The organism is Thermodesulfovibrionia bacterium, from assembly GCA_030646035.1.
Lineage (GTDB): Bacteria > Nitrospirota > Thermodesulfovibrionia > UBA6902 > UBA6902 > JACQZG01.
In genome coordinates, this window is the sequence record JAUSMY010000058.1 from 63,286 (window position 1) to 76,334 (window position 13,049).

Below are 13,049 nucleotides of genomic sequence, written 5' to 3' on the forward strand. Positions count from 1 at the left end.
CACAGGGGTTGCATTTATCCAGCCTGTAATCAGATACTAATGATATGACAATAACTGCTTCGCGCAAGATGATGATCTTTTTCTTGGCTTTTTTGTTTATTGCCGTATCATGTGCCACTACAGGCAAAAGGAGTGAGCTTGAAGAGATGGTACAGCCGCATCGTTCCTATGAAGCGTGTTTTGAACTGAAGAAGGGCGAGGCGCTGGAATATTCCTTCACATCCTCCCGTCCGCTTGATTTTAATATTCACTATCATGCGATTGACGGGCTGCACTATCCTGTCAACGAAAAGAATATCAGGTCGCGTAAGGGCACATTAGTGTGCGATGAACAGAAATATTACACTGAGGACCAGGAGGCGTTCTGCATGATGTGGGAGAACCATGAAGATGCTTTTATAAGTCTTAAGCTTCAATACGGCATTACCGGCAGAGAATGATTTTTTCACCATTTGCATCTCTCTGCACCGTGGGTTTTTTTGCAAGGTTCTCCTATGCGCTTGCAAGAAGCCCTGTGCTCCCGCTCTTTGCGCTTTATCTCGGCGCGGGGCCTGAGGCTATCGGTTTTGTTGTCGGCATATCAACTGTGACAGGGATCTTTTTCAAGCTGCCTTCCGGCGCGTTGTCTGATGTGATAGGAAGAAGAAAGACGATGCTTATCGGCATTCTCGTCTTTGCCGTTATGCCGTTTGCCTATCTTTTCGTGACGGATTATTCTCTCTTGGTTTTGGTAAGGTTTGTTCACGGCCTCGCAACTGCGATATACGGGCCTGTATCAATGGCGGTTGTCGCGGACACGGCAGGCACAAGAAAAGGAGAGATGCTTTCATGGTTCTCTTCTGTAACTATCATAGGGAACCTTCTTGGCGCGCCTGTCGGGGGATTTATACTTCACAGCACAGCAGGTGCTTCAGGGCCTGCGATCGCCGATTTTCACATGGCCTACCTGGTAAGTGGTTTTGCCGGAATGATGTCTCTCATCCTTGCGCTGAGATTGCTAACCGAAAAAGAGGCTGTTGAAAAAGGGAAAGGTTTAAAGGAATCATTCAGTAGGTTTACATCCGGCATCAAAGAGGTGATAAGCGATAAAAGGGTTGTGCTCACATCAAATATGGAAGGCTTGCAGAATCTGACTGTCGGCGCACTGGAGGCTTTCCTGCCGATCTACGCTGTGACGGTTGCAGGGCTCAATGAATTTCAGGCTGGCCTGCTCTGGGGAATACAGGTGCTTGTCACGATCCTGTCCAAACCCATTATGGGAAGGACATCTGACAGATACGGCAGAAAACCGCTGATAGTTGCAGGTATGATATTATGTGCAATATCTTTCGGGTCGATCCCAATGCTGAAAAGTTTTTATCCCCTCATGCTTGCCGCAATAGTGTTTGGTTTTGGAGAGGCGTTTGTTACATCATCATCAGCCGCGTTTATCGCTGATATATGCAAGGAAAAACATTTTGGAACTGCGATGGGCGTATTCGGGACATTGTTTGACATCGGCCATGCAGCCGGGCCGATCCTCGCGGGTATTCTCATAGCAAGGCTCGATTACCTTTATTCATTCTGGATAATGTCTGCCTTGCTTGTAATGTCGATCCCTGTATTTATCATGAACGTGAAGGAGGATAGGCCTTGAAGGATACATCTAAACGCCGTGTGGTAGTTATCGGCGCAGGCGCTGCCGGCCTGATGGCTGCGGGACAGGCTGCAATTGCCGGCGCTGAGACGCTGCTTTTTGAGAGCATGAGAAGCCCCGGCAGAAAGCTGCGAATAAGCGGGAAGGGGCGCTGCAACCTGACGAATACTGCTTCTCAGTCTGAGTTCATATCTCATTTCAACAGGAATGGCCGTTTTCTTAGGCAGGCATTCTCGAAATTTTTTTCACCCGAGCTCTTAGCTTTTTTTAACGAGCTTGGTATTGAAACAGTGATCGAGCGCGGAGGACGTGTATTCCCTGCAAGCGGCCAGGCGCAGGATATCGTGGACGCGCTTACACGCTGGGCAGTTGGATGCGGGGTGAAGATAATTAACTCTTCACCTGTAAGGAAACTGGTTTTTGAAGACGGCAATCTCACAGGAGTGGAAACAGCAGGTATGCAGGGACTTGATGGCAAGACTTCTAAAAGCAAGGTTTACATTTCAGATGCTGTGATAATCGCAACAGGCGGCATATCATATCCAGGCACAGGTTCAACCGGGGACGGTTACAAGTTTGCGGAATCCGCAGGGCATAAGATAATCCCGCTCCGGCCTGCTCTTGTTCCTCTTCAGACATCAGGAGATATCGCTCAAAGGATGCAGGGCCTTAGTCTTAAGAACGTTACAGTGCGCACCTACATTAACGGTAAGAAAGAGGTAGATAATTTTGGAGAGATGTTATTCACGCATTTCGGCGTTTCAGGCCCTGTAATATTATCCATGAGCGGTAGAGTCGTGGATGCTATTCTTAATAAGGATAAGGTCTCTTTATCAATTGACCTGAAGCCTGCGCTTGATGAGGAGAAGCTGGATGCACGACTTTTGCGTGACCTTAATGAGCACGGCAAACAGAAATACAAGACCATGCTCAAAGAACTTTTGCCTGCTAAAATGATCCCAGTCTGCACTGACCTGACAGGCATATCTCCTGACAAGACGTGCCATCAAATAACGGCAGATGAGCGGAAGAGGCTGAAGTTATGGCTGAAGGATCTCCGCCTTGAGATAAATGGCTACCGGCCTGTTGAAGAGGCTATCGTCACTGCGGGCGGTGTTGATATAAAGGAAGTGGATCCCCGGACGATGTGCTCAAAGCTGGTGAATGGTCTTTATTTTGCAGGCGAGGTGCTGGATATAAATGCGGACACAGGAGGCTATAATCTTCAGGCGGCGTTTTCAACCGGCTGGTTAGCCGGACGGTCTGCTGCAGGGTAGGAGTGGATTTTATTTTTGGCAGCGCTTAAAATAAAGCATAAGATGCAGTTTACAAAAGGAGGATAAGATATGGGATGCGGATGTGGTTCAGGTTCTTGCGACTCTAAAAAAGAGAAGAAGACAGTAAAGACAAAAAAGACTGAAAAGACCAAGAAATAGGCTGAAAATAAAAGGCCTTGCTTTGATAAAGGGATTGCAAATTCTTTTACAGGTCAAGGCCTTTATATTTTCCTACTACTGCATAAGGAGCATCAGATGTCTCATAAGAAAATATTTTCATCAGACAGGGCGCCGAAACCAAAAGGGCCGTATTCACAGGCGGTCATTCACAATGACTTAATGTATCTCTCCGGACAGATACCCATAGATCTTGAAACAGGTTTGATGGTCAGGGGAACTATTGAGGATGAGACCCATGCGGTTCTCAAAAACATGAAAGTCATTGTGGAAGATGCAGGCGCAGAAATGAAGGACATAATTAAAGTGACATGCTATCTTGCAGATATGGATGATTTTCAGAGGTTTAATAGTGTATACAGGGAGTATTTTGATATTGAGCCGCCCGCAAGGAGCACTATTCAGGCAGGCAGACTTCCTATGGATGTAACTGTAGAAATAGACGCGATCGTCGCATTGCCGGATAAACCTTAGTAATACAGTGGATGCGGCTGGAAAACCTTTACAAAGCGATGGGAATTTTAATTATGCCTCAGGGGAGAAGTAACGATTAAGAAAGCTCAAAAAATCAGTTATGCTTTTTTGCAATTTTCTAAGGTATCGCTGTAAAGCTTTTCCAGCCGCATCCACTTTTCTTTTGATAATTTTATGAATAATATCGCTATTACATTGGGTGACCCGGGAGGTATCGGGCCTGAGATAATCGTAAAGGCGATCTCCGGCGGTGAGATAAGTCAAAACTGTAATCCTCTTGTAATAGGGTCAGCAAAGATAATCAAGGAAGCTGTGAGGCTTACGAATTCCTCTTTTGAGGTCATAAATATTTCAGGCCCTGCTGATTCATCTCCTTCCAAAGGGAAGATAGAGGTCATTGATATCAACTCCGGCGAGGCCTTCATAAAGGGATTCTCTTCTGCAGAGGGCGGGCGGGCGGCTGTCAGATCCATAAAAAAGGCTGTTGAGCTTGCGCTGAAGAATGAAGTCTCTGCGATTGTAACAGCTCCGATATCCAAAGAATCCCTGAGGATGGCCGGTTATAAATGGCCCGGACACACTGAGCTTCTGGCTGAACTTACAGGAGTAGATGATTTCGCAATGATGTTCGTTTCGGAGAAGCTTAAGATCGTGCTGTGCACAATTCATATTCCATTAAGGGATGTGCCTGATACTATAAACAAGGATCTGGTGTACAGGGCCATCAGGCATGCTGTAAAGGCTGCATCCATTCTCGGCATTTATAAACCTGTGATCGGTGTAGCAGGCCTGAACCCCCATGCAGGAGAATCAGGCCTGTTCGGCAATGAGGAGAGAGACGCCATAATCCCTGCGATCGAGGATGCATCTGCTGATGATATGTATGTTTCAGGGCCGTACCCCCCTGATGTTATTTTTCATAAAGCGTATAACGGGGATTTTGATATTGTAGTCTGCATGTATCACGACCAGGGGCTCATACCTTTTAAGATGCTTGCGTTTGATACCGGGATAAATGTTACATTAGGGCTGCCGTTCATCAGGACCTCGCCTGATCATGGGACTGCTTTTGATATAGCATGGCAGAATAAAGCTAATCCCTCAAGCATGATCGAGGCTATAAAACTTGCATCTAAAATAGATTTGAAAATTGATAGATAGGAATTAAAAGTTATGGATTTTGTCTTAGCTACAAAGAACAGGAAGAAGATCAGGGAGATGAAGGAGATCCTGAGCCTGGCGGATACTTCTTCTCAGATATATACGCTTGATGATTTTCCCGAGTATGGAGACGTGGTGGAAGACGGTGATACGTTTGAGGCTAACGCTCTAAAAAAGGCGGAGTTTATCGCTGAAAGAACAGGGATGGCTGCTATTGCTGATGATTCAGGGATTGAGATTGACGCTTTAAATGGAGCGCCCGGTATTTATTCAGCACGTTATGCCGGAGAGCCGGCAGACGACACAGCCAATAACAGAAAGCTTCTTGATGAGCTTAAAGATGTTCCTGATGAAAAGCGCGGCGCCAAGTTTGTCTGCTGTATCGCGCTTGCTTCTAATGATGGCGTCAGGACATTTACCGGATATATAAAAGGAAAGATCGGCAGAGAGAATAAGGGGCACAACGGTTTCGGATATGATCCTCTATTCTTTCCTGAAGGCCATAAACGGACATTCGCAGAGATGGATGATACGGAGAAGAACGTTATCAGTCACAGGGCGATGGCGCTCAGGGAACTTCAGAATTATTTGGAACAGATAAAAAACGCAAAGGCAAAGACAGATAAAAAATAACCGGAGGTATTTGCATGGAGATAGATATAAGTATAGGCAAGCAGTCTTTTTCTGTAGATGTAGAGAATCCATTTAAGTTCGATGCGGTTAAAGATACCAGGAATATTATTGATTTCGGCTCGAAACACGGGGTGGATCTCTCTGCCCTTGATATTGAGCAGCTCATTCCGAGGATGATAAGGGGCGTTGCAGGTTGTGAAAGTGGATGCCCTTCTGATGCGAAGAGCCTTGTAAGTGACGGGTTCGGGAGTTTTAACCTTTCATATATTGAGGGCGGCATACTTTCTGCTGTTCAGACACTTGATGGCAATAAAGAGGTAAGCGTAAAAATATTTCCTGATTTTGATTAGTTTTTTTATTCTTGCCTTTTTACAGGAGAGGCGAGAATGAAAAATGATTAACTCTTTAATTTGGCTTTTAACAGTTGTTATGTATCTTCCCTCCTTTATTATCCTGTATTCAGGCAGAACCAACTGGGCGTTAGAGGATTACTCTCATATCTATTTTATTCTTCCGATATCCCTTTTTCTTGTATGGCAAAAACGCGAAGTGCTTAAAAGTCTCTTTCAAAAAGAGGATGATAGCGCAGTCCGGGTATTTCTCAGTTTTATCTTTCTTCTTGGCGGGATACTCTTATTTATCTTCGGGTGGCGGAATGCTTACGATCTTATCTACATCTTCTCGCTGATCCCTGTTTTATTCGGTTTGACCGGCTATCTCTACGGCAGCAAGGTTTTAAAGGCGTTATCTTTTCCTATCCTGTATTTTTTATTCCTTGTGCCGCCGCCTCCAGCGATACTTGACAGCGTAACGCTTCCGATGAGGTATGGTGTATCTTTTGCAGCAGAAAAGATACTCTCTCTTTTCACTTATCCGGTTACAAGGGAGGGCTTACTGCTTTCAATAGGATACAGTGAAATATTTATGGCTCCTGCCTGCAGCGGTTTTCGTTCTCTTGTCACAATGTCAGCGCTTTCGCTTCCATATATTTATTTAATAAAGGGAAGATTATTAAATAAGGCCATTCTTGCGATATCTGTCATCCCCCTTGCGCTTATTGGAAACCTTATCCGTGTCATTACGATAAGCCTGATCACTTTTTATTTCGGGACTGAAGCAGGGCAGGGCTTTCTGCACAACTTCAGCGGGATACTTATCTTCATGGTCACAATTCTGGGGCTGACAGGTATTGAGAGTTTGATGGACAGGTTCACATCAGGAAAACCTGAGATAACAGAGGCCAAATATGAATAGAAATACAAGGTTCATTTTAGTAACTTTTTTACTTACAGCATCCATATTGTTCAGCTTCACTTTTCCCAATAAGGCCACATACGAGGGCGCAAGGCTTATCGCCGGCCTTGAGATGCCGGATGCATTTGCTGGCTGGAAAGGAGTTGATATGTCAGAGCAGTTCAGGGCAAACCTGCAGGGTGCGGGATATGAATTCATAAGTGAATCCCTTGCGTACCGGTATTCTGATATAGATGAAAGGAGCCTTCTCTTCTTAATCATTAACGCGAGGGACTTTCACTATCCCAATGCCTGCCTAACGAGCTCAGGCATTGAAGTGAAAGAAATGGACAATACCGAACTAAATGCCTCAGGCCGTATCATAAGCGCATATACACTTTTAACTGATGATTTCAGTGAACGCGATAAGACCCTTATCCTCTACTGGATAGTGATAGATAAGAAGCTCGTAACCAACTGGGCCGAGCAGAAGGTGAAGCAGCTTTACTTTTCTCTATTTGATAAAAATAACGTAGGGCTTCTTGTCCGGCTTGATATCCCGGTAGAAGGCGATGATTATGAGCAGGGCCTTGCACTTGCACATATACTTGTTAATGACCTGAGCGGCGCCATGTCTGATGAAGAGGCGGATCATATATTCGGAAAGAATAATTAGTTGATAACCCTGAAAGTTTCAGATATGATTTCTTCATGATAATCGGCGTTCCAAAAGAGATAAAGGAAGAAGAGCACAGGGTTGCGGTAACACCCTCAGGCGTAAGCGAGCTGAAAAATAGCGGGCACCATATACTGATCGAGAGGGCCGCCGGGGAGGGCAGCGGTTTCTCTGATATTGAATATGAGAATGCCGGGGCTGTGATCATCGGCAAGTCTGAACTCTTTAATGATGCGGACCTTATACTCAAGGTAAAGGAACCCCTGCCTTCAGAATATAATTTCTTTCGCAAAGGGCAGGCCCTCTTCACATACCTTCATCTTGCTCCAAACCCTGATCTGATAGATTTTCTATTGAGCAGCAGGATAACCGGATTGGCATATGAAACGCTTGAGGTTGAAGGCAGATTGCCTTTGCTTAAGCCGATGAGCGAGATAGCAGGCAAGATGGCTCCTGTTGTCGCGGCCTTTTTTCTTCAGAAGGTTCACGGCGGAGAGGGCGTTCTCATGTCAGGTGTCGAGGGCGCGACTTGCGCAAAGGTGCTGATCCTCGGCGCAGGCAATGTCGGCATGAGCGCGCTCAAGGTCGCGTACGGCATGGGCTCTGAGGTTGCTGTAATTAATAAGGGCTCTCTTAAACTTGAGCAGATCGACAGGCTGTTTGAGGGCAGGGTAAAAACACTTCATTCTACTGATGAAAATATCAGAGTAGAAGTCATGAAAGCAGACGTAGTTATCGGGGCTGTCCTTGTCACAGGCGCAAAGGCGCCCAAATTGATATCGAGGGAACTTGTTTCAAATATGAAAAAGGGAGCTGTTATTGTAGATGTGGCTGTTGATCAGGGTGGTTGCGCAGAGACGACAAGGCCAACAACACATACCGATCCAGTCTATACTGTTGACGGGGTCATCCATTATGCTGTCGCCAACATGCCCGGTGCTTATCCGAGGACATCTACTCAGGCACTGACAAATAAGACTATTGAATATGTGAAGATACTTGCGGATATGGGGATAGAGCGAGCCATTGAAGAGAATGCAGCATTAAAGAGCGCGTTGAATACTTATCAGGGAAGAATCATACATAAGGCTGTCATACATACGAAATAAATATCTGGTCCTTCTTTGTCTTTCTCGTCTTTGGTACAACTGAGATTCTGGTACGCTGCATCTGACATATGCGTTTTAGCCGTTTGAAGGATAACGACCGAATCAATCTATGGCGTTAGAGATTGCTAAGCTTTCTTATTAAAAAGAGAGCAACACTATCTGAAATACAAATAATATCATTATAAAAAAATAATTGCGTTTTATCGAATCATGTGATAATTATTTGTTATTAAAAGGTTCACAGTTTATTCATGGAATTAATTTGTATTTTAAAAAAACATTAAAAGGAGGGGAAATGTTTAAAAAAGCATGGAAGTGTAATATTTTTATTTTGTGTTTGTTGATTGTCTGCTCTGTTGTTACTCTTGGAGGCAGTGAGGTTTTTTCAGCATCCGATTTATCCCAAAAGGTCTTCTTTGTATCGAACCGTGACGGGAATGATGAAATCTACACAATGGATGCCGACGGCTCCAACCAGACAAGACTGACAAATACTCCGGGCGGAGATTTTGAACCTAATCTGTCTCCTGACGGAAGCAGGATTGTATTTACCTCAAACCGCAATGTGCACTGGGACATCTATATGATGAACGCAGACGGCTCAGACCAGGTAAGCCTGACAAACCATCCGGCCAAGTTTGAATGCGGGCCTTCATGGTCTCCTGATGGGAAAAAGGTTACATTTCTCTCAAACCGGGAGGGAAATGCGGAAGTCTATGTAATAAATGCAGACGGGTCAAATCCTGTAAACATTTCAAAGAACCCGGGATGGGACGGCGAACCTTCATGGTCCAGAGACGGGACAAAGATCGCCTTTACGTCCAAACGTGACGGGGTCGAAGAGATCTATGTGATGAATGCCGACGGTTCAAACCAGGTCAGGCTTACAAATAATCAGACAAAAGATGTTCTCGCATCATGGTCTCCTGACGGGGCAAAGATCGCCTTTACATCAGACAATGACGGCAATGAAGAGATCTATGTAATGAATGCCGACGGTTCAAACCGGGTCAGGCTTACAAATAATGCGGCAAGGGACTACAGGCCTTCCTGGTCACGTGACGGGAGTAAAATTGCTTTTGCATCAGCTCGTGATGGAGGCATGGAAGCATTTATAATGGATGCAGACGGCTCAAACCAGACAAGGCTTACAAACAATCCGGCATGGGACTATGAGCCTGCCTGGTCACGTTAAGATACATTCAGTGAAGATGTTGTAATCTCTCTTTCAGTCACCGGCTAATCAGCAGTGGCTGAAGTGAACGATATTGAGACGGTGAGAGCAGAGATGTGAAATCCTGCTTCACCGTCTTTCTGTATCCTTGCAAGTCCTGTCTATGGTTAATGTCGTTTTCATATGTACTAATATGTGCTAACGATATGGGCATGTCAAGCTATTTCTTTGAACTAGAATGTTCAAGGTAACCGATGCTGCGCAGCTTTATTGCGCAGCGTCCGATTGACTTAGACACGAAGCCACGAACGCGAAAGAGCAGGGAAGGTTTTGAGCAGAGCCTGCATCTTGTGGGCATAGGTCGGTTTTGATTTTCTTCTATATAGAATAAACGGAAGGCATATAACAAACGTATCTGCCAACGAGGTGTAGAAAAATATTTCGATCTCTTTCTTATGAATAACCTTCGCCTCAATTAGTTTCGCAAGGTGCTCATATTTATTCAAAATGTGTTTCGTTTTTTTGATGCTTTCTTTGTTATCCTCAATGAATTGTTCGTCGACGTCATCAAACTCTACCCCTACTCGTTGCAACAGGTAGTCCTTAATCAGCTCATCAGCTAAGTCGGCCAACTCAGGTATTCGTTGCTCAGCCTCGTCACTAGTACTGGTTGAAGTTATTTGCCGAAAGCGAGATTGCCAGACTAATGCAACATCGTTTTTCGTTGCCAGAATATCGTCTCCATGGAAGTCCTCGTAGAGATCGCAAAAAAACTCATACTGTGTTTTTCTCTTCGCAATCCTAATAGACGCTAATGCGATCCAGGCCGACATAATCGCTCCTAAAACCGCTATGGTTTTGATCGCGATGTCGAAGACCTGGTAGTTCTCTCTGATGTAACAAATCCAGCTACTCATATCCCCTCCATCGCTAAGTCGCCTAACAATTAATATACAGCCAGCCGTATTTTTTGGAATAAGAAAAGTATAGTTATATGAGTAGGAAAAATACAAGCAAAAAATAGAGTGGTGTGGTTAATTGATTTCGGACAAGCCAACAGTAGGCTGGCCAGAAGTAGGTGCTTTAAGCAACGGAGTCGCCGGAATGACAATGGCATTGTAAAACCTCCCCTTGCCCCTCCTTGTTAAAGAGGGGAAAAGGACACTACAGCTTCTTTGCGTACTTATCAAAAAGCATCAACCCTTCAAGATGCTCGTCTGTGAAGTCGTATGATATGCCGTTCCAGTAGGTTATCAGTTTTTTTTCGCTCAGCAGTTTATTCATTGGCGCTTTTTCAGCAAGCAGGGAAAGGTTTTTTGGAATATACTTTTTTGCGGCGATAAGGTCTTCGGAGAGTTTTTTGATAAGTTCTTTCTTCTCAGCGAGCGAATCTTTCCTGGCTATCCAGAGCGCGAATACGAACGGCAGTCCGGTATGTTTGTGCCACAGGCCTCCGAGGTCGAATATGTTTCCTGTGAACTCCTGTGCCTCTCTCATCGCCTCATCGCCGATAAGCAGTGTCGCGTCAGCATTCTCAAGATTCTCTTCAGCAGAAACGCCTTCAGTGACCGTGAAAGTGCAGTTCATGGAGAGAAATTGCTTCATGATTATCTTCAAAAGGACGACCGAGGTCTCAGAGTGTGAGGATACGGATATGTTCTTGCCTTCAAGAGATTCCAATGCATAATGTGAAAAAAGGAATATGCTTCCGACAGATCCGGTCGCGCTTATTGATGTCCAGGGGATGATGGAGTATTTATCTTTATGTCTCAGATACTCTATTGATGATGAAGGGCTTACATCTATCTCGCCGTCACGGAGCATCCTGTTGAGCTGTGAAGGCACGCCTTCAGTGAATGTGTACTCAGGACGCCTGCATTCGTTCTCCAGATAATAGAAGATGGGGAATAGGTTGGTGAAAGGTATCTTGCCGATTCTGAGATTATTGGTCTTCAAAATATCTTATCCTTTTATTACGCCGAGCGGCCTGAGCTTTGCGACTTTTTTTGAGAACCCTGCTCTATGCACGACATCCACGACATTTGAAATATCTTTATACGCCTCAGGCATCTCTTCCGCGAGTGTGCCTCTGCCTGTATATCTGACGGCCACGCCTGCATCTTCCATCTCTTGTCTTATAGACCTGCCTTTTGCCTGTTTCATCGCCTGATGCCTTGAGAGCAGCCTGCCTGCGCCGTGGCATGTGGAGCCGAAGGATTCTCTCATCCCTGTTTCAGTCCCGATGAGAACATATGAAGCCCTGCCCATGTCACCGGGAATTATAACAGGTTGGCCGATCTCTTTGTAAGCGTCAGGAAGTTCAGGATGCCCCGGCGGGAACGCTCTTGTAGCGCCTTTGCGGTGAACCACGACCTTCATCTTCCTGCCGTCAATAATATGCTCTTCAACCTTTGCGATATTATGCGCGACATCATATAAAAGGCTCATGCCTGCTTTGTTTGGCCCGATGCCCAGCACCTCCATGAAGGCCTCTCTTACCCAGTGCGTAATATACTGCCTGTTCGCCCATGCATAGTTTGCCGCAGCCTTCATCGCTGCAAGATACTCTTTCGCCTCGGGGCTGCTGTACGGCGCGCAGGCAAGCTCTATGTCAGGCAGGTCTATCTTATATTTACGAGCTGCCTTCTGCATCACATTAAGAAAGTCTGTGCAGACCTGATGCCCGAAACCTCTTGAGCCGGTATGTATCATGACCGTTATCTGATCTTTATAGAGGCCGAAGCTGTTTGCAATGCCTTCATCAAATATCTCATCAACATACTGTATCTCGGCAAAGTGATTGCCTGAGCCGAGTGTGCCTAACTGCGCGCTTCCCCTCTCGTAAGCCTTATCGCTTACAATATCCGGGTCTGCGCCTTCCATGCATCCGCCTGATTCTGTATGTTCAAGGTCTTCGCTGCTTCCAAAACCCTGCTCAACCACCCACTGCGCGCCTTGAAGCAGAACCTTTCGATGCTCTTTTGATTTAAGTTTGAGCTTACCTTTTGAACCTACGCCTGTCGGTATGTCCCTGAACAAGACCTCCACGAGGTCTCTGGCCTTTGGAATAACCTCGTCTTTGTGCAGGTTACTCCTCAGGAGCCTGACTCCTCAATTTATGTCGTAGCCGACACCGCCCGGGGATATTATCCCTTCCTTCAGGTCAAATGCCGCTACGCCGCCGATAGTGAAGCCGTAGCCCCTGTGTATGTCAGGCATCGCAAGCGCCGCGCCGACGATTCCGGGAAGGGAGGCCACATTCGCGACCTGTTCGATTGATTCCTTATCAAGACTTTTTTCCAGCGCCCTGTCCACATAGATGATGCCGTTTGTCCTCATGCCTGTTTTGTAGCCTTGAGGTATCTCTAACTTTGTATCATCAATCCTGCGAAGACCTTCCATAACCATTACCTCCTGTCAAGATAATTAGAGATTAAAGCATTCCGGCTCTTTTGTCGAGTGATGCGATGTTGCCGATGCCCTGCTTTTTCCATGTTGA

General features: G+C 45.6%; 13 protein-coding genes and 1 pseudogene. 11 read left to right on the forward strand and 3 right to left on the reverse strand.

What is annotated here, in order from left to right:
* Nucleotides 1-44 precede the first annotated feature (44 nt).
* From Q7U10_10645 to Q7U10_10695, 11 genes are all read left to right on the forward strand, one after another.
* Complete coding sequence (locus Q7U10_10645; GenBank protein MDO8283060.1) at nt 45-440, forward strand: hypothetical protein; 396 nt, start codon at nt 45-47, stop codon at nt 438-440.
* Nucleotides 437-1,636 carry an MFS transporter gene (locus Q7U10_10650; protein ID MDO8283061.1) on the forward strand — a complete coding sequence of 400 codons (1,200 nt, stop codon included), beginning with the start codon at nt 437-439 and terminating at the stop codon, nt 1,634-1,636. Before Q7U10_10645 ends, Q7U10_10650 begins: the two co-directional genes overlap by 4 nt.
* On the forward strand, nt 1,633-2,913 hold the full coding sequence (locus tag Q7U10_10655; protein ID MDO8283062.1) for an NAD(P)/FAD-dependent oxidoreductase: 1,281 nt from the start codon (nt 1,633-1,635) through the stop codon (nt 2,911-2,913). The genes Q7U10_10650 and Q7U10_10655 overlap by 4 nt, the downstream gene beginning before the upstream one ends.
* A 255-nt stretch (nt 2,914-3,168) precedes the next feature.
* The gene (locus Q7U10_10660) at nt 3,169-3,564 is read left to right on the forward strand and encodes a RidA family protein (GenBank protein ID MDO8283063.1); all 396 of its coding nucleotides are present in this window, start codon (nt 3,169-3,171) and stop codon (nt 3,562-3,564) included.
* Between the two features lie 174 nt (nt 3,565-3,738).
* The gene (pdxA, locus tag Q7U10_10665; GenBank protein MDO8283064.1) at nt 3,739-4,725 is read left to right on the forward strand and encodes a 4-hydroxythreonine-4-phosphate dehydrogenase PdxA; all 987 of its coding nucleotides are present in this window, start codon (nt 3,739-3,741) and stop codon (nt 4,723-4,725) included.
* Between the two features lie 12 nt (nt 4,726-4,737).
* Nucleotides 4,738-5,358 carry an XTP/dITP diphosphatase gene (locus Q7U10_10670; GenBank protein MDO8283065.1) on the forward strand — a complete coding sequence of 207 codons (621 nt, stop codon included), beginning with the start codon at nt 4,738-4,740 and terminating at the stop codon, nt 5,356-5,358.
* A 14-nt stretch (nt 5,359-5,372) separates the two neighbouring features.
* The gene (locus Q7U10_10675) at nt 5,373-5,708 is read left to right on the forward strand and encodes a hypothetical protein (protein MDO8283066.1); all 336 of its coding nucleotides are present in this window, start codon (nt 5,373-5,375) and stop codon (nt 5,706-5,708) included.
* 43 nt (nt 5,709-5,751) lie between these two features.
* Entirely contained in the window at nt 5,752-6,612 is an 861-nt protein-coding gene (gene xrt / locus Q7U10_10680; protein MDO8283067.1) for an exosortase, read from the forward strand.
* Entirely contained in the window at nt 6,605-7,267 is a 663-nt protein-coding gene (locus Q7U10_10685; GenBank protein ID MDO8283068.1) for an EpsI family protein, read from the forward strand. The genes xrt and Q7U10_10685 overlap by 8 nt, the downstream gene beginning before the upstream one ends.
* A 35-nt stretch (nt 7,268-7,302) precedes the next feature.
* Nucleotides 7,303-8,376 (forward strand): alanine dehydrogenase, encoded by a 1,074-nt coding sequence (gene ald, locus Q7U10_10690; protein MDO8283069.1) that lies wholly within the window; start codon nt 7,303-7,305, stop codon nt 8,374-8,376.
* Between the two features lie 295 nt (nt 8,377-8,671).
* Nucleotides 8,672-9,571 (forward strand): DPP IV N-terminal domain-containing protein, encoded by a 900-nt coding sequence (locus Q7U10_10695; GenBank protein MDO8283070.1) that lies wholly within the window; start codon nt 8,672-8,674, stop codon nt 9,569-9,571.
* 269 nt (nt 9,572-9,840) lie between these two features.
* Here the strand turns inward: Q7U10_10695 and Q7U10_10700 are convergent, their stop codons facing one another.
* The 3 genes and pseudogenes from Q7U10_10700 to Q7U10_10710 all read right to left on the reverse strand — a co-directional run bounded on the left by Q7U10_10700 (nt 9,841) and on the right by Q7U10_10710 (nt 12,952).
* The gene (locus Q7U10_10700; GenBank protein MDO8283071.1) at nt 9,841-10,467 is read right to left on the reverse strand and encodes a hypothetical protein; all 627 of its coding nucleotides are present in this window, start codon (nt 10,465-10,467) and stop codon (nt 9,841-9,843) included.
* 247 nt (nt 10,468-10,714) lie between these two features.
* Nucleotides 10,715-11,506 carry a menaquinone biosynthesis protein gene (locus tag Q7U10_10705; GenBank protein MDO8283072.1) on the reverse strand — a complete coding sequence of 264 codons (792 nt, stop codon included), beginning with the start codon at nt 11,504-11,506 and terminating at the stop codon, nt 10,715-10,717.
* 6 nt (nt 11,507-11,512) lie between these two features.
* Nucleotides 11,513-12,952 (reverse strand): annotated as a pseudogene (locus Q7U10_10710) (RtcB family protein).
* Nucleotides 12,953-13,049 lie beyond the last annotated feature (97 nt).